Consider the following 24,514-nt stretch of genomic DNA (forward strand, 5'->3'; position numbering starts at 1 on the left):
ATGGCAAAGGAAAAACAAGTTGCAATAAAAGATGCGGCATTGACCAACAATTGCCCTGAGTGCTTCAATCAGGAGTTAAAGCTCACCTTTTATCAAAAGCACACCTTCAATTCGTTTTTTCATAAGACTACAGATCAAGTAACATCTGAGATAAAATGTAAAAAATGTTATTCCATTATTTACCCGGTAAATTGGACTCCAGACATTGAAAGGGTGTATGAATATTATAATAAGTTAGTAACCCCGGACAAGGCTTCCATACGATTCACGACACTCTTCCTCGTTATTCTTGTATTAGTGCTGTGTTTGGTCACAGTTGGAATTTATCTTTATATGGAAGGCTATTTTAGATAATTTCTGATTTTCTCTGCAATAGTTTCAAACTCTTCTGAATTCAAATTTTCTTTATGTTGAAAAGTTGCATCTTTCATACTATGCAACGGAATGAGATGAACATGAACGTGTGGCACTTCTAATCCAATCACAGACATTCCAACCCGCTTACAGGCAACAGCCGCTTCAATAGCTTTACCAATCCTTCGGGAAAACGACATTAACTTCATATAAGCTTCTTCATCAAGGTCCATTATTTTGTCCACTTCTTTTTTGGGGACACAAAGGGTATGGCCTTTTGCATTAGGGTTTATATCGAGAAATGCAAAATTATCGGCATCCTCCGCAATTTTATAGCAGGGGATGTCTCCATTAATAATCTTGGTAAAAATACTTGGCATGTTTGGTTTGAGTTTGAATAAAAAATCCTGTCACCAGGGACAGGATTAAATATAAGAATTTAAGTATCTCTTAATCCCTGGTAATTTCCAAAATATCAAACTTTAACGTTCCATTAGGGACCTTTATTTCAGCCACATCACCGACCGATTTCCCCAATAATCCTTTTCCTATAGGAGATGTCACCGATATCTTTCCAGTTTTCAAATCCGCTTCGCTTTCCGCCACCAGCGTATATTTCATTTCCATACCATTGGTCTGGTTCTTCAGTTTTACCGTGGACAGTACCAATACTTTTGACATATCTAATTGGGACTCGTCAATCAATCGTGCATTGGACAAGGTCTCCTCCATTTTGGAAATCTTCATTTCCAAAAGGCCCTGTGCTTCTTTTGCCGCGTCATATTCTGCATTTTCAGACAAATCTCCTTTATCCCTTGCCTCTCCAATAGCCTGGGAGGCCTTTGGCCTTTCCACATCTTTCAAGTGGTTCAACTCCTCTCTTAATTTCTTTAATCCTTCTGCTGTATAATATGATATTTTGCTCATATTGTCTTTTTTTAATGCAAAAGAACATTGAAGAAAATGCAATTATTTTCCCAATGTGCTTTATCGCTAGAAATACAAAAAATCCTCTACGACCCCTATGTCCAGCATAGTTTTTTTGCGAGGATTTAACGCAAATATAGGTAATTTTTACCCAAATTTGCCTCTGTAATGTTTTGAAACCCTAACTATGAGGCATCTGTGGAGCTGTATTTTATTGTTTTTCTTAATTTCTTGTAATTCAGATGGTACCAACCGAAATCCTTACCTTCAGGAGGTGAGTTTTAGGTTTGATTTAAACCTAAATCTGCCCTCATACAATAAATTGAGTACTATTGGCAATCCAGTCTATATTCCTAATAACGGTGTTGGCACCAGAGGGGCTTATGTAATGAAAACCGGATTTGACACATTTTTTGCCTTTGAGGCCAGTTGTCCCAACCACACCCCAAATAATTGTTCCACTATGTCCTTGGATGGCCAAAATGTGGTTTGTTCCTGTGAGGATTTTACATACAACCTTTTTACAGGCGAACAATTGAACAGACCTGATGATGGTAAACGTTATTATGACCTGCTTTTTTACAGGACCACACAACGCGGAAATATTATCACCATTTCCAATTGATCAAAATTATAAGTTCCCTAAGATTTTATCCATTGCCCAACTTGTATTCAGACCTGAATCTCCCGTAGAAGGATGTGTTGTATTGTCCAATAAGTGCCTTTTAATATTTTCTACATGAAATTGCTGAATATGCACTGGGTGGGAAATTTCCAAACTTTGTTTACCAGAAGCATTTTCAAGCAATATTGGAGCCTCATCTAGCACCGAAAAACTTATTTTTCCTTCCGAACCCATTATTTCAACCTTGTCTTTCCGTTCACCAGCCCCAAAATTCCAACTTCCACTTCCCACAACACCATTTTTATGCTTCCATGCTCCAGTAACCGCATCATAAGCTGAATATAATCCAAGTTGATTTGAAGCAACTCCATGAGCTTCTTTAATATCGCCCAATAAATAAGCAAACAAATCTAACCCATGACTTGCCAAGTCATCAAAATATCCACCAGGAGCCACTTTTTTATCAGTTCTCCAGTTGTAAGAACCACTCAAATCCATTTCGTTTGATTGTTTTGTTTTTTGCCAATGGATACATCTAGCCTCGCCAATCAACCCTTCATCCAACCACTGTCTTATTCTTAAAAATCTAGGCAAAGAGCGTCGGTAATAAGCAATAAAAAGCGGAAGGTTTTTTGATTTGAAGGCTTCATGAATTGACAAACTATCCTGATATGTGGGAGCCATAGGTTTTTCTATGCAACAGGGTTTCCCTGCCGCTGCTACTTGGAGTCCATAAAATCTATGGGTATCTGGTGGAGTGGCAATATAAATGGCATCTATTTTTGGGTTTTCAATAACCTCTTTCGCATCTGTTGTCCAATGAGGCACCCTATGCCTTAAGGCGTAGTCCTTTGCTTTTTCGGCATCCCTCCGCATCACCATGCTGACTTCAAATCCAGCAGTCATGCGGTATGCTGGCACACTTTTTTTCTCTGCCACACTTCCACAGCCAATAACACCCCAACGAATTGGGGTTTTATCAAAAAAATTAAGGGATTCTGTCATCATTTATAAAAATACAGAATCCCTTAAAAATGTGTTACTGCTTTCTAAAAATTAACCGTGGCTCCCAACAAAAAGTTGATTCCAGCTTGGGGATAATAGTAAATATAGCCTCCTCCATAATCTGCTCCATTGGAAACAATATCCTGATCCAAAATATTGTTCACTAAACCGGTTAGTGCAATATTCTTTACAAAAGAGTTGATTTCAATAACATATTGTACGTTAAAATCTGTTTGGGAATAACTGTCCAACACGGATGCCTCAGAATCTATATTGCCCATATATTGCTCTCCCACATATTTTGAAAGCAATGAAACCTGCAGGTTGTCATTAGGTGCAAAAGCCAAGATACCTCCAGCAACTATGCTGGGTGAAAATGCAATATGGGTATTTCCTAGGTTTTGAAGCACATCATCATTTTGAGTAATAAAGTCCACATTTTTATTATCACTAAGGGCTATATTGGGTCTCAACATAAATTGTTTTCCCAATTGGATATTAGCATCCAATTCCAGTCCTAAGCGATAGCTGTCCCCCACATTTTCTCTAAGCGGAGCTCCAACATCATTCAATTCACCAGTGAGTACCAATTGATCTTTGTAACCCATATAGTATGCGTTTGCATTCAATTGAAATGAAGGGGAAACATAACGCCATCCCAATTCAAAATCATTCAAACGTTCTGGTTTAGGATTTCCATTTTTATAATCATTACGATTAGGCTCTCTATTAGCCACAGCATATGAAAAATAGAAGTTGTGGTTAGGGTTAAGGTCAAAAGTGATTCCAGCCTTGGGGTTAAAAAAATTGAAGGTGTCATCCACTAGGCCAGTATCCGCAGCATTGGCTTCGTAACCTACTCCTCGATATTGGATATCACCAAAAACCGACCATTTATCATCCAATCTATAGTTTGCCTTTACATAAGCATTGAAGTCGGTTTTTGTTGAATTGTTATCATAATAACGATCTCTAATATTACTATTGCTTGCAAAACGGGCCCAAACAACCTCTCCAAAATGATCTCCTTTATAGGAATTATACCCCCCTCCCAAAATTAGGTCAAGGTTTTCTTTTTTGTGGTTAATGGATGTCACAAAACCATAAACATCATTGTCCAACCATCTTCTTCTTACCAAATCAGTTGTATTGACAATCTCTCCATTTACTGTCAAAGGTTCAAATCCATAGGTTGCGAAATCATCGTCTTCCTTGAATTGCTCAAAAAACCCTCGCCCGCGAGTATAGTGTAATGCTATATTGGCATTCCATGAAGGATTGATTGTTTCATTCCAATGTAATTGAAAATGGTCTTGCTTATAATTGTCCTCTTCCTTTTCATAGAACTGTGTGTTTCCGTTTTCATCGGTATAGATTCCTGCAGAATTAAACGTCCTATTAGTTCTCAAAGTTTCTGCATCAATGCCATTCCATGCTTGATACGTTACCTCATGTCCCCCAAAAAGCAAAGCTTTTATCAAAGTGTTCTCATCCTTATATGTCCCCTGCAAAAAATAACCATCCAATTCGGAAGTGGCCCTATCAATATAGCCATCAGATGTAATACGCGATAATCTTCCAGAAAGTTCAAAATGATTGTTCATAAGCCCAGTACTGAACTTCATATTATTTCTGAGTGTGTTAAAACTCCCAATTGATGAAGATATTCTACCATAGGCCTGTTCTGAAAAAGCATCGGTAAGCAAATTCAGACTAGCACCAAAAGCACCTGCTCCATTAGTAGATGTACCAACACCTCTTTGCAACTGTAAACTTTCGGTAGATGACGCAAAGTCTGGCATATTCACCCAAAAGGTACCCTGCGATTCAGCATCGTTGTACGGGATTCCATTGATGGTAACATTTACCCTAGTGGCATCGCTTCCACGAACCCGAATTCCAGTATAGCCAATTCCAGCGCCAGCGTCAGAGGTTGTCACCACAGCAGGCAGAAAATTCATTAAAACAGGGATATCTTGCCCCAAATTTCTCGGAGTGATTTCTGCTTTGTTCAAATTGGAAAAAGTGATGGGGAACTCTTTAGTTACCCGAACTGCTTGAACCAATACCTCGTCAAGCACAATTTTCTTGCCTTCAAGCGAATCTGTTGGCGATTGTTGTGCACTTACTGTAAGTGCCAGCCCTGTAAGGGCAATTGTTGTGAATAAAGATGTTTTAACGCGATAGTTCCTATTGTTTTTTAGTTGTCGCATTGAACCGCTTTTTACCTCCGCGGCCTTGAGGTTGATCATTGAATAAATCGGTTTCATCCGTAAAAATGTTTACGAATAAAAGGGGCCATTATTCCTGTTAATTAATTTGATTTTGTTTCAAAAGAAACATAGAAATTCCAAGATGCGCTAAGCGCAATCCCTTGGCAGCATTACCCGCCCAGGTTCATTGGGTATAATCTCAGCCTTCATTATAAAAGCACCCCTTTGAGATGCCACAAATGTAAGATTGGATATTGATTTTTCATAGTAAAAAAGTATCATAATTAACATTTTTATAGAACTACCATTAATACGCCTTACGTACATATTTAAGCAAGACTCTTTTATGCTCACCAAATCCAGAAAAAGATTTACTATAAAAATTATTGCCGGTTATTTAATATTGGGCATGATAACCCTATTGGCCGGTTTTTTTATCTATGCTGAATTCAACAACTACTCAGCTGGTCAAAACAAAGAAAATGAAAGCACCAAGTTACTAAAGACCAATTCATTGCTCACTGAGCTTTATGAAGCGGAGAACCTCTCCAAGTTGGCATTACAAAACAAAAAAAGGAAGAGCTTGAATACCTACGCAAAAAAGGTAGACTCCATTTTCCATACTATAGAGGCGTTAAAACTACTAGCAAAAGATACAGGTCAAATTGGCAAGCTGATCACTGTACAAAAATTATTGCAGCAAAAGGTTTACAACAATGCTGAGCTTAGAAAGCTTAAGGTGAAAAATGAGAATAATGCCCCTATAGACTCTCTTCTGAGCGCTTTTAAAAAAATGGAAACGGATTTAGGCAGGATTACCCCTGAGACTTTTGTGCCCAATTTTTATCAACTTCCTGCCAAGACCCAAAAATCTATCCGTGAATATGTAGCCATTTTGAACGAAAATATTCCAGAAAATGCTTCAAGAAAAACCAGCGCCAATGCATTGGATTCGATTCTAAATCTATCTAAATCAATGTTGGAAGATGCAAAGATAGAAACAGCAAAATTAGAGCGTTCTATGATAGCCAAAGAGCTGCAGATCTATAAGGTAGACCTTGAACTTTCCCAAAAACTCAGGAGTATAATTTCCGCATTTGAGCAAGAGCTGATCATGGAGGTCTATTCCAATAATTTAAGCAAGCAAACACTCCTTAAAAGAAGTGCGCAATTTGCGTGGGCAGCAGCTATTCTAGGATTTATACTTGTATGTGTCTTCACTTTTTTGATTGCTAATGATTATTGGAAAGGTCAACTATATAGGGAAAGATTGGAAAAAGAAAAAAGGTATTCCGAATCTCTCTTGAAAAGTAGGGAGCAATTGATATCAACGGTAAGTCATGATATAAGATCTCCGTTGCATACCCTGAAGGGCTACATGGAATTATTGGAACATGAATCCACGGACAACGAGCAGGCACACTATTTTGAAACTATGAAATCAGCAGCAGGATATGTAGAGAATCTCATGAACGACCTGTTGGATTTTTCAAAATTGGAAGCAGGCAAGACATCCATAGAAAATGTTTCTTTTATTATTTCCGATTTAATTTCGGAAACAATCTTAAATTTTGAAGAAACAGGTTTGGAAAAATCCATTCCATTGCATCTAGAAATTGCTGAAAATTTGAAAACTCCAATAATTGGAGATCCATTAAGGGTAAGACAAATATTGACCAACCTAATTGGGAATGCCTTTAAATTTACCTATAAGGGTTCAGTGAAAATCAAGGCTTTTGTCAGGGAAGAGCATAGAGTTTCTAGAGTACAAATCCAAGTTGCCGATACCGGTATTGGTATTGAGAAAGAGAAACAGGAGCTGATATTCAAGGAATTTGTGCAAGCAGGAAATTCTTCTGAGGAGAAAATAGAGGGGTACGGATTAGGACTTACAATCTCAAAAAAACTTGCCGAGTTATTAGGAGGAACTTTAGAGGTTGAAAGCGAAGTAAACAAGGGCAGCACATTTACTTTTTCAATGCCGTTGACATTTTCAAGAAACAACATTCCTTCCAAAGAAATTTTAGAGCCCCATTTTGAAAATAGGTTATCACTTATCATTCTTGATGACGATAAAACCCTGTTGAAACTTTTAAAGGAAATCTGTGAAACATATGGTCTTAGAATAGAAACGTTTTCGTCTTTTGAAGATTTAAAAAAAGTAAGTCCATTGGACTATGATGTTGTTCTGACAGATATTCAAATGCCAAAAATTAGTGGGTTTGAAGTAATAAAGGAGTTTAAAAAAGGAGCTGTTCCTAATTATAAAAGCCAACCTATTATCGCAATGACCGGTAAGCGTGAAATTCCCAAAAGCCAATTCCTCAATGTTGGATTTAGAGATGTTCTGTTAAAGCCTTTTTCCGGAGAAACCTTGCTAAAAGTCCTGAATGGAATTAACAAACCTTTTGATTCAGCAATTGAAAAAATTAATCAGATGAAAGGTGTATCCTCTGACTTGTTCAGTACGGAAATCATCTCATCATTTTTGAATAGTGATCAGGCAATCCACGAGGTTTTGAACACTTTTTTGAGCAATACGGATAAAAACCTGAAACTCCTTTCAAAGGCCGTCAAAAAAAGAAAGCATCTTGAAATCATTGCTGTTTCGCATAAAATGCTTCCTATGTTCAGGCAACTCAAAGTTGATAGTGCAGTGCCCATTTTGGAAAATTTTGAACAGGTAACACCCAATATTTCATACCAAAAAAGCCTAGAGGATTTGGAACTGTTAAACCTTTCTATCTCCAATTTAAAAGAAGAAATGCAAACGTATTTGACTACACTTCTAGTTGATAATAATTAATCTTGTTGTATAAGGTCTTTCTTGTTATTTGCAAAAGTTTGGCAGCTTTGCTCTTATTAAAATTGGTTTGTTTCAATGCCTTGAGAATCCTTTCCTTTTCAAATTTATGTTTTGAAAAATCTCCTAATTCATCTTCTTCAGATTCAGTCTTCAAAGTTTGAGGAACAGCATCTAAACCTATGATATCACCATCAGTGAATAGCACAGATCGTTTTATCACATTGTTCAGTTCTCTTAGATTTCCGGGCCAATTGTAACTAAAAAAAATTTGTTTTACTTCCTTCGATAGTTGGTTTACATTTTTGTTCAGTTCGGCATTGGCATTTTTCAAAAAGAACTCGACAAATAACATTAAATCCTCTTTTCTGGCTTTTAGTGATGGGATTTCAATTGAAAATTCATTCAGGCGGTGAAATAAATCTTCCCTAAAATTGCCCTGTGCAACAGCTTCGGTCAAATCTTCATTGGTAGCGGCCACAATCCTAACATCCACAGAAACCTCTCTGGTACTCCCCACCCGTTTTATTTTTCGTTCCTGAATTGCCCGGAGCAGCTGTACTTGGTTTTCATAGGAAAGATTTCCTATTTCATCCAAAAAGAGCGTACCTCCATTTGCTGCTTCAAAATGCCCTATTTTGTCTTCAATGGCCCCTGTAAAGCTCCCCTTTATATGACCAAAAAACTCACTGGTCGCCAACTCTTTTGGGATGGCCCCACAATCAACAGCCACAAAGTTTTTGTCTTTTTGTTTACTAATATTATGGATTGCCCTAGCAGTAACCTCCTTTCCTGTGCCACTTTCTCCAATTAACAAAACAGACATGTTCGTTGGGGCTACCAGCTCAATATATTGTTGTAATTTTTTTGACGCCTCTCCACTCCCTATTATTTTGTTTGTACTCTTATTGGCACTTATAGTGCTTAATTTAATCGTTTCGTGAAGTTTCAATTCCTTGGAACCATTTGCATTTAGTGCACTGGCAATTACTTCCAAGATACTTTCAGGTGTAAAGGGTTTAGATATATAATCAAATGCCCCTTTCTTCATCGCCTGTACGGCAGTTTTAACCTCGGCAAAGCCTGTCATTAAAATTACACGGGTTTTGGGTGACTTCTCTTTTATTTTGGAAAGCAATGAGATTCCATCTCCTTCCGGCAGTCTAACATCACACAAAATGATATCGAAAAAATCAGTCGCCAATTTTTCTCGGGCCTCTTTAAGATTAAAGCTTGCGGAAACCCCATAGCCTTGTCTGGTCAAAAACTTTTGAAGCATTTGACAAAAAGCAGTATCGTCTTCAATGATTAAGATTTTGGGCATCTCAGTATCTAATATACGATACCGATCAAGTATGGGATTTTAACTATTTGGTAAAATTATCACAAAAGGGAGGGGCCTGCTACAGCAGACCCCTCTCAAACCAAACTAACCTAACACGATTAATCAAAACTCATGCTATATCTCTATCCAGTTACCTTCGGCATCTGCATAAACAGTTCCCTTAGTTCCATCTTTAAGGGATAGTTCCAATTTATACTGATCTGACTCATTTTTATAAGCTTTGTCAATACTCGCCGTTGGGTAATCTTTTTTGACAGCAGCTTTAACTGTCTCAGGCAAATCTGAAATATTGATTTCCTGAAAATCCTGTATTGAAGCTACTGTGGTAGTCTCATCCATTTGTGCCTCTGCGGTCTCTTCTTGCGCCATAGCTGTTAAACCAACAAAAGATAAAACTGTAGCAAAAAATAAATTTTTCATGTGTATTCTATTTTTAAAAATTAAACTTGACTATTCTTATGAAAATCCAATGCCATTATTTATTAGATTTGGATTTTATCTTAATCCACTGATATATAGATGTTTAATTTCTTATTATGAAAAGAGGCGGTGTGTATTTTTGTTTACAGTAAGGTGAAAACTGTATATTTTTTATACAGAAAAGGCTGCAGAAGCAGCCCTTTCAATTTCACCAACATTCTAACCTTAAAGGATATTGGCTACTATGGATAACGCAAAGGTTAGTGTTTGCATAGCATCATCCTGATTTTCTTTTTTTTCTTGCCTTATATTCACTGTTTAAATGGGGTACCACTAAACAAACAGCCAATACAAATGAGAACAACCCAAGAGCAAATACGATTTTAAAAAGCATTTTCAGTGTTTCTATATATTGGACACTACTTTTTCATTTAGGTCACAAAGAAAAGGTCGCACCGTGTACGACCTTTCAACCAAATCAACCAACCAAAAAAATCTAGACATCTCTATCTAGATGTATTTTTAATTTCTTTTGCTTACAATTTCTTTTTTCTTCGAACATTTTTCATTCTTCTATTTATTGGACACCATTTTTTTAATTAGGTCACATTGCGAACAAAAAATGCGGCTTTGGAATTTTTTATCCAAAGCCGCATTTCAGTAAAATAAGTTCTACAATTATGCTTGGTGTGTAGCTTTTAGTAAATCGTTCACAGTTTTCACCGGATTAAATGTTACCAAAGGGACCTCAACAAAAATTGTATTCCAAAAGGCCATGGCGCCATTCCAAAGTCCAGGGAGCTCTAAAGCCTTCAGTTCTTTTCCTTCTTTTGTTTTGTTGGTGATAAATCCTTGCTTTTCATCCACAAAATCCAAAAGGTTATACTTTTCTCCTTTAAAATTTCTTACTCCACAAATCAAATCGACAGGATTAAAGTGTGTTGAATTTTTTAAAATAGCGACCTGCTTTTCATTGGACATATCAATTTGGGCAGATTCTATAATCTGAAGTGATATATTTCCCTGAGGGTCACTTATCCAGAATGGGCCTCCTCCGGGTTCACCTTCATTTTTTACCATTCCGCAGACTCTAATGGGGCGATTCAATTTGTCGTTCAACATATTCATTTGCTCGTTTAGGCTGGAACCATTAAACTCCTGCGGTAATCTTGCGTTCAATTCTTCTTCCAAAAAATGTTTGATTTCTGCCACTTGCTCTTCAGAAACATTGTTGTCTTCAAGCTGCTTTGCATAAGCAAATGCCTTAGTTTGGGCTTTTTTTAAAACCCCTGCCAGCATTTTTTTACTGTCTGCAACCTCTCTCAGGTTTTCATCAATGACCACATTGTCAATATTCTTGATAAAAATAATGTCAGCATCTTGGTCATTCAGGTTTTCAATTAACGCACCATGACCCCCAGGCCGGAAGAGTAAAGAGCCATCATTGTTTCTAAAAGGTTTATTTTGCATATCCACCGCAATGGTGTCCGTAGAAGGCTTTTGGTTAGAATAGGAAATATTGAACTGTGTTCCTGTTGTTTTTTCTGTCTTTGGACCTACCTCTTGGTGTTCCGCCTTGAACATGTCATTATGTTGCTCCGAAATGGTGAAATGAAGATTCGCCTTTCCATCTGTTTTGGCATAAAGGTAAGCTTCCTTTAAATGCTCTTCAAAAGGAGTGGCACTTCCAGAATTGTATTTATGAAAAGGAAGTAATCCTTTGGGATAAAAGCCGTAGTTCAATCCTTCCGCCACCAACATCTCCTTTACAAACAAATAGACTTCTTCATCTTTATTAGATGCCTTTCCTGAAATTCTTTCCATAATCAAGTCATAGAATGAAAAGTTTTCTATATTCTCAGAAAATTGTTTAACAGCAGCATCTCCAGTTCTATCTATGTAGGTCGATAATGTTTCTTTAGAAAAGTCATATGCCTCCAAAAAATTGAACATGGCCTTGAACATACGTGAAGCAGCGCCTGAGGCTGGCACAAACTTCAATAATTGTAGTTCACTTCTAGAATCCTCAAAATACTCCACCAGTTCTTTTTGCTCCTTTTCCGATGGTTTGAAAATGCCATCTTCAACCACGGCCTCTTTTTCAAGCTTAACAAATGGGATACCATCCTTAAAAGTGCTTATTTGGTTTTCAACTTTTTCTTTGGAAATGCCCTTCTCTTGAAGTTGCTCCTGATCTTTTACAGTTAGGTCTATCATGCTTTGAGGAGTTTATCGATATGTTTGATTGCTGTTTTGAGCCTTGTTTTTTTATCTCCTTTCAAGATAATGAAATTCCTATCATATTTTTCCAAGGTTTCCTGAAAACACTTGAACATTTTTTCTCTTTCATTTGGCTTATCCCTAAGATCATCGGCCTCCCAAGGTGTGTCTATATAGGTTAAAAAGTATAGGTCATAGGTATTCTGCAGGGCATACTTCTCTAAAACCGGATCACAATATCCAATATAATAGGCTTCTGAATAAACTTTGGTCTCTAACAAATCGGTATCACAAATAAGGACATCGCTTGTTTTTTTAGACAATTCATTTTCCAATCGGATCTGTCCCTCGGCTATTGGTAATAAATCATGGGGTTCGCAAGTTTTACGCTCGTTGTTCCATTTATCCTGCAAATATTCCCGAGCGTATTCTGGAACCCAAACTGTATTATAGTGTCTGGCCAATTGTTGGGAAAGTGTTGTTTTTCCAGTAGATTCTGGGCCAAAAAGGACTATTTTAATAAGGTTTGAGGGCTCTTGCCTAAGTTTTTCTTCCATGCTTTATAACCATAAATAGCAATAATAGTTAACAAAAAATATAGCAAAGAGCTAAAAACAAGCCCCTTATACCAATACAAGGGCACTGTAATAATATCTCCGATGATCCAATATATCCAATTCTCTAATTTCTTTTTTGCCATCAACCACATGCCCACAAAAAAGATAGCTGTAGTCATTGTATCCACATATGCCGTCCATACATTGAATTTATCAGCAAGAAAATAAACAACACTAACAAATACTATAGTACCTATAAAAAGAAAAACGGCCCATTTTTTTTCATTCGTTGTCATTTTGGTAATTGGCACAAAATGGGTTTCATCTACTTTGCGCGTCCACAGGTACCAGCCAATAATACTCATTACAAAATAATAAGCATTAATGAGCATATCACCCAAAAGTCCCCAAAAAAGTAAAATATACGCAGCAATTCCGGTTGCGATTATTCCAGTAGGATAAACTAAAATATTCTCCCTTTTGGAATACCAAACACTTAAAAGTGCGAAGACTACGCTTATGAGCTCCAATACCACAATATGTGCAGAAACTCCTTCGTATTGCGAAAAAATCCAATCAAAAATGTGGTTCATACCCGCTTCGGTCTGATTTTACCATCTTCATTGTCAATACCACATGGTCTAAATTTGAGAAAGCTTCCTTTATTTCAGTTTGAAGCAATCCCGTTACCTCCTCATAATCCCCATAAACTTGGGTACTCAAGGGGTTCTCTAAAACCTTTAGTCCGGAAGCTCTTAATTTTTTAATGAATTCAATAATCGGAGGCTCAAAGTTATCTTGAAGCGGGGTCAGGGTAAGTTCAACAGATATGTTCATGGGTATAGTAAAAAATTACAATGGCAAAACTACTAAAAAGAAGTATCACCCACCCATCATACGAAGTGCATATACGCAGGTAAAACCTTCAAATTCCATAAATTCTACCTCATAGTGCGATTTAGTTCCCTTATATAAAATTTGTGCAATAGTTCTTTTATCGTCAAAAGCAAAATCCATTACGTCAATATGTTTTAAAAAACTAAGCCCCTGTTGTGCATAAATCTTATAAAGAGACTCTTTTGCTCCCCAAACTATGGTCAACTTCCTAATAATCGCCTCGGTATTGGCCAAAGTTCTATATTCTACTAATGGAGTAAATTTATTGGCAATTCTCAAGATTTTATCTCGCTGCATTTCAATATCAATCCCAACCTCATCCGTTTCACTTATAATGATTCCAGTAAAATTATGGGAATGGGTTATGGAAATGTAATTTCCGTCCTTTAAATGAGGTTTACCAAAATCGTCATAATACAGATCATCATCCTTATATCCTGCTTGACCCATTAAGTGGCGAATGCTCAGAAAAGCTCTTCTATGCGCTTCAGACTTCATACCATCCATTCGTTTTTGGCAATGCGAGGTGAGCACAATTCCTTGGGATAGTTGCTCTTCCGACTCTTCAACTTTCCAGATATGCGCTTTAGTCGTGGGTGAAACTGTTATGGTTTTGTAAATAGGCACCGTTAAAAATTAAGTGATTTCGTATCTTTGCATCCTATTTTAGCTAAGCTACAAAAAGTAAATCGAAGATAAATATGAGCACAAAGACAATTCCATATGTTCCTTACAAAGTAAAAGACATTTCACTAGCAGATTGGGGACGGAAAGAAATTGAACTTGCCGAGGCTGAAATGCCAGGTTTAATGTCATTGCGTGAAGAATATAAAGAAGAGCAACCTCTTAAAGGTGCAAGAATTGCCGGATGCCTGCACATGACCATCCAAACCGCTGTTCTTATTGAGACTTTGGTTGAATTGGGAGCTGATGTTACCTGGAGTTCTTGCAACATTTTCTCTACGCAAGATCATGCAGCTGCAGCGATTGCAGCAGCGGGTGTTCCTGTTTACGCTTGGAAAGGCATGACAGAGGAAGAATTTGATTGGTGCATTGAACAAACTCTGTTTTTTGGTGAAGATAGAGAGCCATTAAATATGATCTTGGATGACGGAGGAGATCTTACAAACATGGTACTAGATCAGTATCCTGAATTGGCAGCAGGTGTTAAAGGTCTTTCTGAAGAAACTACCACCGGGGTACATCGTCTGTACGAGCGAGTGAAAAATGGAACGCTCCCTATGCCCTCCATTAACGTGAACGATTCGGTCACCAAATCCAAGTTTGACAATAAATATGGTTGCCGCGAAAGTGCCGTTGATGCTATCCGAAGAGCCACCGATACCATGCTGGCCGGTAAAAAAGTGGTGGTTGCCGGTTATGGAGATGTAGGAAAAGGAACAGCTGCTTCGTTTAGAGGGGCTGGTGCTATTGTTACCGTTACCGAGATCGATCCTATCTGTGCGCTACAGGCCTGCATGGATGGTTATGAAGTAAAGAAGTTGGAAACCGTGGTTGGCAAAGCTGATGTGGTCATTACAACTACTGGAAATAAAGACATCATTCGTGAAGAGCATTTTAGAGCATTAAAGGACAAGGCCATTGTTTGTAACATTGGACATTTTGATAATGAGATTGACATGGCTTGGCTGAATGGAACTTATGGAAATACCAAAGATGAAATAAAGCCTCAAGTAGATAAATACACCATTGAAGGCAATGATGTTATTGTTTTGGCAGAAGGTAGATTGGTTAACCTAGGTTGTGCAACTGGGCACCCAAGTTTTGTAATGAGCAACTCATTCACCAACCAAACTTTGGCACAAATTGAGCTTTGGAACAACAGTAACAATTACGAAAATGACGTCTACATGCTTCCCAAGCATTTGGACGAAAAGGTGGCTAAACTTCACTTGGCACGTTTGGGTGCCGAACTTACAGAGCTTAAACAAGATCAGGCCGAATATATTGGCGTAAAAGTAGAAGGCCCGTTTAAGCCTGATTACTATAGATATTAGATTTAAGGGGAAATAAAATCAAAACCCTCGTATTTGCGAGGGTTTTTTGTTTACATATCCAACCACTTTTTAAAATTGGTGGTGCGTTCCCTAGAAACAATCACCTGTTCGTCTACCATAGGAAGTAATTTTAAAAGCAGACGACTGTTAAAATAGCTATGGATCTCCACCACGGCCTTTACGGAAACCATAAACTTACGGTTGATTCGAAAAAAATGTATGGGATTAAGAATATTTTCGAGCTGATCAATAGTGTATTCAATGGGGTAGGATTGTCCCGAATGGGTCTGTAGGCAAATCAACCCGTCCTGGGATTTAAAGTATGCAATGTCCTCAACATTGAAAGATCTGAATTGATTACCCACCTTCACCATAAATCGGTGCTTATATTCTTTATGAAAAAGCTGTTTTAGATGCTCCAAATTATCAGTATGGGTGTGGCCATTTCGGGTTACATTTTTTTTGAACTTTTCCAGAGCTGCTTTCAAATCCATTTTTACAATGGGTTTTAACAAATAGTCCACCCCATTATATTTAAATCCACGAATGGCAAATTCATTATAAGCGGTTGTGAAGATTACTGGAGGATGATCTTCTATATCATCCAAAATATCAAAGCCATAACCATCATTTAATTGAATATCGAGGAATACCAAATCTGGCAGTTCATTTTTTTTGAACCACTTAGCACCACTTTCCACAGAATTCAACCTAGCTTCTATTTCAATTTCTGGGGCCAGCTCCCCTACCAGTTGTGCCAGCCTTTTTGATGCAAATTCTTCATCTTCAACAATTACTGCTCTCATATCATGAAATTGACTTAAGGTTCATTTTTGTTACATCTTTATCCAATAGCGGAATAATGACTTCAAAGTAATCATTTTCCTCCCTCACCAATACCTGTTTATTGGTATAGTACGAGTATCTTTTTTTAATATTTTCCAACCCAAGCTTTGTAGTGTCCTGTTTTCGCTTTCGTTTTCTAAGATTGTTCTTAACAGCCAACGCATCAGCACCTATTGAAGAAATTGAAATTTGCAATGGCCTCTCCTTGGAATATAGATTGTGCTTCATTGCGTTTTCAATCAACATTTGTAAAGCTAGGGTAGGAATCCAGTAATGGTCCGGCGAAACTTTAATATCAATTTTAATGACAACTGCATTTTTATGCCTGACCTCCATCATAAATACATAGGCATCCAAAAAATTCAGTTCTTTTTGCAAGCTCACCAAGTCTTCTTCTTTGTTGTCCAAAATATAGCGATAGCTAGAAGCCAATCTTGTCACAAAATCTGAGGCCAAATCTCTGTCCTCATACATTAATGAGGTCAAAGTGTTTAGACTATTGAACAAAAAATGGGGGCTTATCTGATTTTTGAGTGAGGTATATCTTGAAGCCATCATTTCCTTTTTCAGGTCCTCCATTTGCTTATTCATTTCTTCCCTTTGGTTCATGGCAAAATGAAACATATTGAAAAAAATAACCGTCAGACCAAGGAGTATTGCCCTAAAAAAATCTATGGTAAACTCGATCAAAGGTGGATCGTCACAAATAATTCCAAAGGTTTCCCTAAACGGAAACAATCCTAGGTAATAGACCAAAGCTGCAACCGGGGCAACCAAAGTCATATTTTTCCCTATAATAAGCAAACTGCTTTTAAAATCAAGGCCACCCTTGGCTCGCTGTTTTTTTAGAAACCAATCATTGAGTTCCCAGGTAAGCATAAACAGAATGAAAGCTGAAACATAATAGAAAATGCTAGTAGCGCTAAAAAAGCCCTGAACACCATCATCATCACGTTCCATGGTGATTTTTACAAGAAAAAAGACCACGTTGATTACCGTCAACCTGAACAGGAATTTCTTTGAAGCTTTCTTTTTAAACATTGCCATTTGTTAAAGATACATAAGGCTGTTCTACGATAACGAACACCTGAAAGCTCAATCGTTAAAAAAAAGGTTGGATCGTAACCAAATCTATTTCAATTGAGTTTAACCCTTGAAGAGTTCGATGGCAATATTCAACTCCTTCTTTAACACTCCAACTTTTAAAAGATCATCCCATCCTTTTTCCTTCGCAATCCTCACAGTATTGCTTCAATTTCGGCAAAAACAAATAAACAAGTCATGAAAAAAATCATTTTAACGGCCGCTTTCCTGTTTACACTAACCGGTTGGGCTCAAACGGGTATCATCAAAGGAATTGTTTTGGACAAGCAATCCGAAAGCCCTTTGGAAGGAGCAACCGTTCAACTAATGGATATGGAAATAGCTACAGGTGTTATTACTGATCTTGATGGAAGATTTATCTTAAAAGATGTTCCAATTGGCAGACAAAGTATACAGATAAGCTATATAGGTTTTGAAAGTTCTACTGTCCCCAATATAGAGGTTACAACGGGAAAAGACGCTGTAGTCAATATTACATTGCAGGAAAGTTTTAATCAACTTAATGAAGTTGTTGTATCATCCAATACCACTTTGGATAAACCTAAAAACAAATTGGCTGTTGTATCAGCAAGGCAATTCGGAATTGAGGAAGTAGGGCGGTTTTCTGGCGGAAGGGGCGACGTTGGAAGACTGGCCTCAAATTTCGCAGGAGTGTCTGCACCCGATGACAGTAGGAACGATGTCATTATTCGAGGAAATTCTCCAACCGGATTATTATGGAGAATAGAAGGTATTCCAGTTCCCAACCCCAACCATTATTCTTCTGCCGGTACCACGGGGGGGCCTGTATCTGCATTAAACCCCAATATGCTTAAAAATTCCGATTTCATTACCTCTGCTTTTCCAGCAGAATATGGCAATGCCATTGGAGGGGTATTTGATATTGGGCTTAGAAATGGCAATACTGATGATTATGAATTTTCCGCCCAAGCTGGTCTCTTCTCGGGAGTGGAAGCCAATGCCGAAGGTCCAATGGGGGAAAAGGGTTCCTTTTTAGTAGCAGCTAGGTACTCCTTAATCGGATTAACAGGTGGAGCCGGAACTTCGGCCACTCCCAATTATGGTGACCTTTCATTTAATTTCAATTTTGGAAAAGGAAAACTGGGAAGTCTATCACTATTTGGCATTGGAGGCACCTCAGACATAGAATTTTTGGGGGATGATATAGAAGCCGACGATCTTTTTGCAGCCGAAGATGAAGATGCTTTTGTTAAATCCGGTTTTGGTGTGTTGGGATTAAAGCACAGTTTGCCTATTGGCAAAAATTCATTTGTTAGAACAGTGATTGGTTATTCTACTTCACAAAGTCAATATACCGCCGACAGATATTTTGATAAGGACACCCCTCAAGAAAATATCATATTATACACTAAAGACGATGAGACTGAAAACAGGTTTACCATTTCATCCTTGTTCAATTCAAAGATCAATAATAAGATTACCCTAAGAACCGGACTTGTATATGAAAACCTAACCCTGGACTACATCAACCAAGACCGCGAAGAACAGCCAGATAATGATGGTGATGGTTTTTCAGATCTTGTTACGCTAGTTGATGTCAATGAAAGTCTTAACCTTTTTCAACCCTTTGTTCAAGGCCAATTCAGGCTTAGTGAAAAACTGACCTTAAATGCAGGATTAAATGGGCAATATAGCAACTTGAACAAGCAATTTGCGCTAGGACCAAGGGCCGGACTCAGTTTTGATGCCAATGACAACCATAGGTTCAGTTTGGGTTATGGCTTGCACTATCAAAACATACCTTCTCCCATACTTTTCCTAAATGAAAATGTGAATGGCAATTTGGCTCAGACCAACAGGGATTTAGAGTTTGTGCGCAGTGCACATTACGTGATGGGATATGATGTTAAACTTGGTAATAAATGGAGAGGAAAAGTTGAAGCCTATTACCAAGATATTGACAATGCACCTGTACATCAGTTCTCATCAAGCTATTCCACATTAACAGAAGGTGCCGATTTTGGATTCAGTAAAGATGCAGTATCATTGGTAAATGAAGGGACCGCTTTTAATCAAGGTATTGAACTGACCTTGGAAAAATTCTTTAGCCAAAATTATTATATGCTCTTTACCTCATCATTTTATCAAAGCAAATACAAAGGCAGTGATGGTGTTGAGCGCAATTCCCCGTTTAACAATGGACAGGTAATCAATTTTCTGGCGGGCAAGGAATTTGTTGTTGGGAAAGCTAGAAAGAACAGGTTTTTTATGGACACCAAAGTGACTTTCTCCGGAGGGAGGTACTATACCCCAATAAATTTAGAAGCTTCCCGAGCAGCCAAATATGAGGTGCTCTATGATGATTTGGCATATAGCCTTCAATATGATAATTACTTTAGATGGGATGTAAAACTAGGTTTCAAAATCAATAGTAAAACCAAAAAACGGTCTCATCAATTCTATGTTGACCTACAAAATGTGACCAATAACAAAAACATTTTTTCTAGAATGTACAATAGGCTAACGGATAATATTGATCGCGAGGATCAGATTGGGTTTTTCCCAGATTTTGGGTATAGATTTCAGTTTTAGTGGTTTGTTTGGTAGTTTGCGTAGAAACCCTTGCTCTTGGCAAGGGTTTTCTTTTTATAAGCACTATCATACGTTAAGCTGATAAGATTTTATTAGTTTTAAGACTCAACTTTAAAACCTTCCCGTTGGCAAAAAGTGAATTGAATTCAGCTTCATTTTTAAATAAAGAATTGTCTAAAATTGAAGCGTATATTTTGCAAAGAGATTCTTTTAATCCTAAAGTATCCAAGGTCGATGTTGCTTGGCATTTAGATCATATGCTTAAGACCGTTATTGTAATATGCAAAGCTCTGGAGGCTTCCAATCCTGCAGCATTTAAACCAAACTTTAATCTTACGAGGTCTTTAATCTATATATGGGGTGATTTCCCTAGAGGTGTTGCCAAATCTCCCAGGGTTGTGCTACCTCCAGATAATATTCTGACCGAAGACCTTCACCTACAAATTGAAACAGTGAAGGAAAATTTAAAAAAGATCCAAGGTTTAGATTCCAAAGCACATTTTGAACATCCCTATTTTAGCGTTATCAATAAAAGGCAAAGCATCAAGTTTTTAAAAATACATACTCGTCACCATTTAAAAATTGTAGCGGATATTTTAAAAGGGCGGTAGCCCTCGTCATCATGACTCTATTGTTTTTCCATTGAAACAATAATCTTTTTTAAAAGTTGAGTAAGCTGCTCCCTGTCCGATTTGTTAAGTCCAAGGAGATTAGATTCTGCCGCTCTAAATCGTGATGAAATCGCTCTATCAATAACCCTTCTTCCTTTATTGGACAATACAGCCAGACTCACCCTTCCATCCTTTGGGTCTGGCAATCGAAACAACAACCCCATTTTCTCCAACCTATCCAACAAAGCTGTCATAGCACCAGAGGTAATCAAGACCGATTTTCTGAGCTGAGTTGGTGTAAGCTGAAAGGGCTTCCCCGACCTTCTCAAAGTTGCCAATACGTCCAAATCTGTATAATAAATCCCATATTCCTGAAGTGCCAAACTGGTTTGTTTTTCAAATTTTTTTCCAAGAAAAAGTATCCTGCCCACAACATTCATAGCAGATGCATCCAAATCTGGTCTTTCTCTTTTCCAGTCGACAATCAATTCATCCAATAAATCGGTTTCCTTCATTTGATCTTTCATAACAACATGAATTTTCTTAGAATTTATCTCAATATTAAGATAAATATCTTAATATTGAGATAAATTTAATGAATTGGATTCATAATCAAAAAACATATAGTATATCGAACTATTTACTTATGAAAAATCACTCTTTTGCAACTAAACAACATTCCAAATTCTTGACTCTAAGACTATCTAAAGCGCAAGCGTTTTTTTACTTGCTAGCTTTCTTAGCAATAGCACCCCATACCTTTCACGCACAACAAGCATCAAGCATAATAAAAGCTAATCATTTTTTAAAAAAAACACTACTGAAAAACAACTTACCAAGTCTTTCTGTTGCAGTATCAAAAGAAGGGCAACTTGTTTATGCAAGTGCCCAAGGTTTTGCCGACTTGGAACTTAATATCCCTGCCACCACAGAAAGTGTCTATAGAATTGGTTCTATTAGCAAAAGTATGACCGCTGTTTTAACAATGACCTTAGTAGAAAAAGGTAAATTGAAAATTGACATTCCAATACAAAATTATTGCGGCATCTTTCCTGATAAAAATGTACCAATAAATCTAAAACGATTATTAACACATCAAGGTGGGATTCGACATTACAATTTTGATAAAATCGAAGAGGAATATTATAGTATTACGAGATACTCTTCCTCCTCTGATGCAATTTCAATATTTAAGAACGATTCTTTAATCACAATACCAGGCACAAAACACTTTTATAGCAGCTATGGCTACACCCTTATCGGTTGTGCAATAGAGCATATAACCAATACCTCATTTGAAGAAGCATTGCAAAAATACGTCTTAGATGTAGCACAAATGAGTCAAACGCAACTTGACTATTATGAAAAGATTATCCCTAACAGGGCAAAAACGTATGACTTAGAAAAGGATAGCGGTTTCAAAAATACAAGACAGGTAGACTTAAGCAACAAGTTTCCAGGAGGAGGTATTTTGTCTACTCCCACTGATTTGGTGAAATTTGGCAATGCATTGCTTAATCATACATTGCTCAAAAATGCAACTTTGAAGAAAATGTGGAAGGAACAAAAGACTTCAACCGGTGAGTCGACCAATTATGCCTTGGGATGGCGCATATCTAATGATAAAAAAGAAATTTTTCATGGTGGATCAAGCGTTGGCGGCAAATCCTTTTTATTGATTATTCCAAAAGAACAAATAGTGGTTGCATTTACAACTAATTCTTCATCTTTTTCCACTTCTCGTCTGAAATTTGCGCAGCAAATAGCTACATTGTTTTCCAAATCAAATAACTAAGGCTTTACTTCTTAAAATAAAAGAAAATGACAACAAATTGGTTTAAAATAAAAAATATCGACTCGGTGGATTCCCCGTCCATTGCATTGTACAAAGAACATTTACAGTTCAACATTGACCACATGCTAGCCATGGTGAACGGTGAAACGCATAGGTTAATGCCCCATGTTAAAACCAATAAAATGCCAAAGGTCTTAGAATTACTTGTGGCATCAGGAATTACAAATTTTAAGGCCTCTACTGTTTCTGAAACCGAAATTGCTGCTGAAGCTGGGGCCAAATCTGTTCTAATAGCTCATCAATTGGTAGGGCCCAAAGTAGATCGTTTTCTTTCTTTGATAGTGCATTTTCCTAACACAGATTTCTCAACAATTATTGATACAGAAGAAACTGCTTCTCTTCTTAACCGAAAAGCCTTAGAAAAAGGGATACTTGTAAATATTTACATTGACATCAATAATGGCATGGACCGATCTGGGATAAAAATTGGCCCTAATCTTGATTCGCTTCTTTCATCCATCAAAGAATGTGAAGGTCTTCAATTCAAAGGCTTCCATATCTACGATGGTCATTTAAGGGATACTGAATTTACTGTCCGAAATAAAAAAATTGAAGCTGGATTGGAAGATGCTACCACTTATTTTGAGGCATTACAAAAAGTGTATCCCTCTATCAAGTTAATATGCGGTGGAACACCTTCCTTCACTTCCCATCTTTTGCAAGAAAACAGGATTACCAGTCCAGGAACCTGTGTTTTATGGGATTGGGGATATGGCGAAAAGTTAACTGAGCAAAAGTTCAAACATGCCGCTCTTTTGGTCACCCGTATTATTTCAAAACCTGCCAAAGGTGTTGTAACCTTAGATTTAGGCCACAAATCTGTAGCTCCTGAAAATCCCATTGACAAGCGGGTCAAGTTCCTGAACATAGAAAATTATGAACTCCTCTCACAAAGTGAGGAACATGGCGTGCTTCAAGTCTCCAATTGGGAAGAGCTCAAAGTAGGGGATGTTCTCTACGGAATCCCCTATCACATTTGCCCTACCATTAACTTACATGACGAAGTATCTGTTATTGAAAATGGAGAAAAAAAGGATTCTTGGGAAATTACCGCCCGAAAACGGAAGCTTCGGTTTTAATTTTCTATTGCTTCCCCCAATACTTTTCCCAGATCATGGAAAAAGAAGTTTTGTTCATCGTTCATGGAAACAAAAAGTCCATTTGGAAAGGTTTTATTTAATGGAACGGTTACTACCTCACAACCATCGGTTTCCAGTGTAGTCAAGTTCACTGCCTTTACAAATGAATTGTCTTTTCTTGAAAAGATATTGAACTGGCCACGCTGCTGGTCAGACACAAGGATATATCCCTCCCCATTAGGATATGTAGCAACTGCAATTCCTTCAATGTCATTCAAAAAGTGTTCCCCACCAAAACATGAAAGCTCATCATTGCCTTTATAGGGTTCTGCATAGTATTTTCTGATACAAACCCCTTCATCTGAATAATATATCATTCCATTTTCATCATCCACGGCAATCGCCTCAATCTCCTTCTGCCCACTGAACTTTCCAAATTTTCGAACTAATTGAGATTGTACTTCACCACTATCACTTATCAACCTATATTGGTACAAATGGTTATCTAACGGGCCTGTTTTTCTCCCTACAATTGCATATACCGATGAATCATTGGGCGATTTATATAGGCTAATTCCCATGGGCAATCGTTGTTCAATATTTGACTCATCTTCAAAGACAGGAAATCCACCTCCATCCAATGGCTTCATGTCTGGAACAGAGAATACCCTTATTTGTTGTTTCTCACGCTCGGTGAAGGCCAAAATATCGATGGTTACGGAATCATTCAACTGAAAACCATACTCCACATCCACATTATTGGGTCTTTCAATATTTCTTATGGTTTTTTCCTCTATAATCTTTCCTTCCAAATCAAAAGCATAAATGGCTCCATTGGTTTTTTTGTCTGTTCCAAAAACAACACTTTTTGACGCATCAATGGGATTCACCCAAATCGCTGGATCATCAGTATCATTAAGTGTTTTTTCGGTAATTACATCTGGTTGGATAGGTGGCAAAGTACTTTTGGTGCCGCAGGATGCTAATCCTACAAAAGCTAAAAATAATATGGTTCTATTTTTTGTCATTTTATTTTGTTTTACGACAAAAGCTGCCCAAAGGCAGCTTTAAAGACTGTAGGT

At 37.5% G+C, this 24,514-nt stretch carries 23 protein-coding genes; 8 read left to right on the forward strand and 15 right to left on the reverse strand.

Going from position 1 to position 24,514, the window contains the following annotated elements:
• Window positions 1-354 (forward strand): hypothetical protein, encoded by a 354-nt coding sequence (locus CRO15_RS01520; protein WP_097043962.1) that lies wholly within the window; start codon window positions 1-3, stop codon window positions 352-354.
• Here the strand turns inward: CRO15_RS01520 and CRO15_RS01525 are convergent.
• Both CRO15_RS01525 and greA read right to left on the reverse strand, forming a co-directional pair.
• On the reverse strand, window positions 342-734 hold the full coding sequence (locus tag CRO15_RS01525; protein ID WP_097043964.1) for an HIT family protein: 393 nt from the start codon (window positions 732-734) through the stop codon (window positions 342-344). The two genes, CRO15_RS01520 and CRO15_RS01525, sit on opposite strands and share 13 nt — an antisense overlap.
• Before the next feature lie 70 nt (window positions 735-804).
• The gene (gene greA / locus CRO15_RS01530) at window positions 805-1,281 is read right to left on the reverse strand and encodes a transcription elongation factor GreA (protein WP_097043965.1); all 477 of its coding nucleotides are present in this window, start codon (window positions 1,279-1,281) and stop codon (window positions 805-807) included.
• A 187-nt stretch (window positions 1,282-1,468) separates the two neighbouring features.
• On the opposite strand from greA, the gene CRO15_RS01535 reads away from it, so the two are divergent.
• Window positions 1,469-1,906 carry a Rieske (2Fe-2S) protein gene (locus CRO15_RS01535; protein WP_097043967.1) on the forward strand — a complete coding sequence of 146 codons (438 nt, stop codon included), beginning with the start codon at window positions 1,469-1,471 and terminating at the stop codon, window positions 1,904-1,906.
• 6 nt (window positions 1,907-1,912) lie between these two features.
• Here the strand turns inward: CRO15_RS01535 and CRO15_RS01540 are convergent, their stop codons facing one another.
• Together CRO15_RS01540 and CRO15_RS01545 are read right to left on the reverse strand one after the other, a co-directional pair.
• Window positions 1,913-2,914, reverse strand: a complete 1,002-nt coding sequence (locus CRO15_RS01540; protein WP_243396875.1) for a Gfo/Idh/MocA family protein — start codon at window positions 2,912-2,914, stop codon at window positions 1,913-1,915.
• A gap of 41 nt (window positions 2,915-2,955) precedes the next feature.
• On the reverse strand, window positions 2,956-5,124 hold the full coding sequence (locus tag CRO15_RS01545) for a TonB-dependent receptor (protein WP_243396876.1): 2,169 nt from the start codon (window positions 5,122-5,124) through the stop codon (window positions 2,956-2,958).
• Between the two features lie 346 nt (window positions 5,125-5,470).
• On the opposite strand from CRO15_RS01545, the gene CRO15_RS01550 reads away from it, so the two are divergent.
• Entirely contained in the window at window positions 5,471-7,930 is a 2,460-nt protein-coding gene (locus CRO15_RS01550) for a hybrid sensor histidine kinase/response regulator (protein ID WP_097043971.1), read from the forward strand.
• Here the strand turns inward: CRO15_RS01550 and CRO15_RS01555 are convergent.
• From CRO15_RS01555 to CRO15_RS01585, 7 genes are all read right to left on the reverse strand, one after another.
• Window positions 7,905-9,251: a sigma-54-dependent transcriptional regulator gene (locus CRO15_RS01555; protein ID WP_097043972.1), complete on the reverse strand. Its 1,347-nt coding sequence runs from the start codon at window positions 9,249-9,251 to the stop codon at window positions 7,905-7,907. The two genes, CRO15_RS01550 and CRO15_RS01555, sit on opposite strands and share 26 nt — an antisense overlap.
• Before the next feature lie 135 nt (window positions 9,252-9,386).
• The gene (locus CRO15_RS01560; RefSeq protein ID WP_097043973.1) at window positions 9,387-9,692 is read right to left on the reverse strand and encodes a hypothetical protein; all 306 of its coding nucleotides are present in this window, start codon (window positions 9,690-9,692) and stop codon (window positions 9,387-9,389) included.
• A gap of 678 nt (window positions 9,693-10,370) precedes the next feature.
• A complete protein-coding gene (locus tag CRO15_RS01565) occupies window positions 10,371-11,909 on the reverse strand; it encodes a DUF4301 family protein (protein ID WP_097043975.1) in 1,539 nt (512 codons plus the stop codon).
• Complete coding sequence (locus CRO15_RS01570) at window positions 11,906-12,469, reverse strand: AAA family ATPase (protein ID WP_097043977.1); 564 nt, start codon at window positions 12,467-12,469, stop codon at window positions 11,906-11,908. The genes CRO15_RS01565 and CRO15_RS01570 overlap by 4 nt, the downstream gene beginning before the upstream one ends.
• A complete protein-coding gene (pnuC, locus tag CRO15_RS01575; RefSeq protein ID WP_097043978.1) occupies window positions 12,424-13,062 on the reverse strand; it encodes a nicotinamide riboside transporter PnuC in 639 nt (212 codons plus the stop codon). The genes CRO15_RS01570 and pnuC overlap by 46 nt, the downstream gene beginning before the upstream one ends.
• Window positions 13,046-13,306, reverse strand: coding sequence for a YkoF family thiamine/hydroxymethylpyrimidine-binding protein (locus CRO15_RS01580; protein WP_097043979.1), 261 nt, complete (start codon window positions 13,304-13,306; stop codon window positions 13,046-13,048). Before CRO15_RS01580 ends, pnuC begins: the two co-directional genes overlap by 17 nt.
• Window positions 13,307-13,351: 45 nt before the next feature.
• Window positions 13,352-13,993 (reverse strand): 4'-phosphopantetheinyl transferase family protein, encoded by a 642-nt coding sequence (locus CRO15_RS01585; protein ID WP_097043981.1) that lies wholly within the window; start codon window positions 13,991-13,993, stop codon window positions 13,352-13,354.
• A 74-nt stretch (window positions 13,994-14,067) separates the two neighbouring features.
• Here CRO15_RS01585 and ahcY point away from each other — a divergent pair, with 74 nt between their 5' ends.
• Complete coding sequence (gene ahcY / locus CRO15_RS01590; protein WP_097043982.1) at window positions 14,068-15,384, forward strand: adenosylhomocysteinase; 1,317 nt, start codon at window positions 14,068-14,070, stop codon at window positions 15,382-15,384.
• A 50-nt stretch (window positions 15,385-15,434) separates the two neighbouring features.
• On the opposite strand, the gene CRO15_RS01595 is transcribed toward ahcY, so the two are convergent.
• On the reverse strand, window positions 15,435-16,190 hold the full coding sequence (locus CRO15_RS01595; protein ID WP_097043983.1) for a LytR/AlgR family response regulator transcription factor: 756 nt from the start codon (window positions 16,188-16,190) through the stop codon (window positions 15,435-15,437).
• Between the two features lies 1 nt (window position 16,191).
• Entirely contained in the window at window positions 16,192-17,271 is a 1,080-nt protein-coding gene (locus CRO15_RS01600) for a sensor histidine kinase (protein ID WP_165769893.1), read from the reverse strand.
• A 240-nt stretch (window positions 17,272-17,511) separates the two neighbouring features.
• Here CRO15_RS01600 and CRO15_RS01605 point away from each other — a divergent pair, with 240 nt between their 5' ends.
• Both CRO15_RS01605 and CRO15_RS01610 read left to right on the forward strand, forming a co-directional pair.
• On the forward strand, window positions 17,512-19,887 hold the full coding sequence (locus CRO15_RS01605; RefSeq protein ID WP_097043986.1) for a TonB-dependent receptor: 2,376 nt from the start codon (window positions 17,512-17,514) through the stop codon (window positions 19,885-19,887).
• Between the two features lie 125 nt (window positions 19,888-20,012).
• On the forward strand, window positions 20,013-20,498 hold the full coding sequence (locus tag CRO15_RS01610) for a DUF1569 domain-containing protein (protein ID WP_097043987.1): 486 nt from the start codon (window positions 20,013-20,015) through the stop codon (window positions 20,496-20,498).
• Between the two features lie 17 nt (window positions 20,499-20,515).
• Here the strand turns inward: CRO15_RS01610 and CRO15_RS01615 are convergent, their stop codons facing one another.
• Window positions 20,516-21,025: a MarR family winged helix-turn-helix transcriptional regulator gene (locus CRO15_RS01615; RefSeq protein ID WP_097043988.1), complete on the reverse strand. Its 510-nt coding sequence runs from the start codon at window positions 21,023-21,025 to the stop codon at window positions 20,516-20,518.
• Window positions 21,026-21,144: 119 nt separating this feature from the next.
• Between CRO15_RS01615 and CRO15_RS01620 the strand changes: the two genes are divergently transcribed.
• Window positions 21,145-22,293 (forward strand): serine hydrolase domain-containing protein, encoded by a 1,149-nt coding sequence (locus tag CRO15_RS01620; protein WP_165769894.1) that lies wholly within the window; start codon window positions 21,145-21,147, stop codon window positions 22,291-22,293.
• Between the two features lie 26 nt (window positions 22,294-22,319).
• Window positions 22,320-23,432, forward strand: a complete 1,113-nt coding sequence (locus tag CRO15_RS01625) for a D-TA family PLP-dependent enzyme (RefSeq protein ID WP_097043991.1) — start codon at window positions 22,320-22,322, stop codon at window positions 23,430-23,432.
• Here the strand turns inward: CRO15_RS01625 and CRO15_RS01630 are convergent.
• Window positions 23,429-24,460, reverse strand: coding sequence for a phytase (locus tag CRO15_RS01630; protein WP_097043992.1), 1,032 nt, complete (start codon window positions 24,458-24,460; stop codon window positions 23,429-23,431). The genes CRO15_RS01625 and CRO15_RS01630 overlap by 4 nt on opposite strands.
• Between the last annotated feature and the right edge of the window lie 54 nt (window positions 24,461-24,514).

This window comes from Flagellimonas pacifica (genome assembly GCF_900215465.1).
GTDB classification, from domain to species: domain Bacteria; phylum Bacteroidota; class Bacteroidia; order Flavobacteriales; family Flavobacteriaceae; genus Flagellimonas; species Flagellimonas pacifica.

Excerpts from the sequence above, each read along its gene's own strand:
- ahcY (WP_097043982.1), top strand. The coding sequence starts at position 14,068 with ATGAGCACAAAGACAATTCCATATGTTCCTTACAAAGTAAAAGACATT.
- CRO15_RS01620 (WP_165769894.1), top strand. The coding sequence starts at position 21,145 with ATGAAAAATCACTCTTTTGCAACTAAACAACATTCCAAATTCTTGACT.
- CRO15_RS01555 (WP_097043972.1), bottom strand. The coding sequence starts at position 9,251 with ATGCCCAAAATCTTAATCATTGAAGACGATACTGCTTTTTGTCAAATG.
- CRO15_RS01595 (WP_097043983.1), bottom strand. The coding sequence starts at position 16,190 with ATGAGAGCAGTAATTGTTGAAGATGAAGAATTTGCATCAAAAAGGCTG.
- CRO15_RS01550 (WP_097043971.1), top strand. The coding sequence starts at position 5,471 with ATGCTCACCAAATCCAGAAAAAGATTTACTATAAAAATTATTGCCGGT.
- CRO15_RS01540 (WP_243396875.1), bottom strand. The coding sequence starts at position 2,914 with ATGATGACAGAATCCCTTAATTTTTTTGATAAAACCCCAATTCGTTGG.
- CRO15_RS01580 (WP_097043979.1), bottom strand. The coding sequence starts at position 13,306 with ATGAACATATCTGTTGAACTTACCCTGACCCCGCTTCAAGATAACTTT.
- greA (WP_097043965.1), bottom strand. The coding sequence starts at position 1,281 with ATGAGCAAAATATCATATTATACAGCAGAAGGATTAAAGAAATTAAGA.
- CRO15_RS01565 (WP_097043975.1), bottom strand. The coding sequence starts at position 11,909 with ATGATAGACCTAACTGTAAAAGATCAGGAGCAACTTCAAGAGAAGGGC.
- CRO15_RS01600 (WP_165769893.1), bottom strand. The coding sequence starts at position 17,271 with ATGTTTAAAAAGAAAGCTTCAAAGAAATTCCTGTTCAGGTTGACGGTA.
- CRO15_RS01630 (WP_097043992.1), bottom strand. The coding sequence starts at position 24,460 with ATGACAAAAAATAGAACCATATTATTTTTAGCTTTTGTAGGATTAGCA.
- CRO15_RS01605 (WP_097043986.1), top strand. The coding sequence starts at position 17,512 with ATGAAAAAAATCATTTTAACGGCCGCTTTCCTGTTTACACTAACCGGT.
- CRO15_RS01520 (WP_097043962.1), top strand. The coding sequence starts at position 1 with ATGGCAAAGGAAAAACAAGTTGCAATAAAAGATGCGGCATTGACCAAC.
- CRO15_RS01525 (WP_097043964.1), bottom strand. The coding sequence starts at position 734 with ATGCCAAGTATTTTTACCAAGATTATTAATGGAGACATCCCCTGCTAT.
- CRO15_RS01570 (WP_097043977.1), bottom strand. The coding sequence starts at position 12,469 with ATGGAAGAAAAACTTAGGCAAGAGCCCTCAAACCTTATTAAAATAGTC.
- CRO15_RS01535 (WP_097043967.1), top strand. The coding sequence starts at position 1,469 with ATGAGGCATCTGTGGAGCTGTATTTTATTGTTTTTCTTAATTTCTTGT.
- CRO15_RS01560 (WP_097043973.1), bottom strand. The coding sequence starts at position 9,692 with ATGAAAAATTTATTTTTTGCTACAGTTTTATCTTTTGTTGGTTTAACA.
- CRO15_RS01615 (WP_097043988.1), bottom strand. The coding sequence starts at position 21,025 with ATGAAAGATCAAATGAAGGAAACCGATTTATTGGATGAATTGATTGTC.
- CRO15_RS01625 (WP_097043991.1), top strand. The coding sequence starts at position 22,320 with ATGACAACAAATTGGTTTAAAATAAAAAATATCGACTCGGTGGATTCC.
- pnuC (WP_097043978.1), bottom strand. The coding sequence starts at position 13,062 with ATGAACCACATTTTTGATTGGATTTTTTCGCAATACGAAGGAGTTTCT.
- CRO15_RS01545 (WP_243396876.1), bottom strand. The coding sequence starts at position 5,124 with ATGCGACAACTAAAAAACAATAGGAACTATCGCGTTAAAACATCTTTA.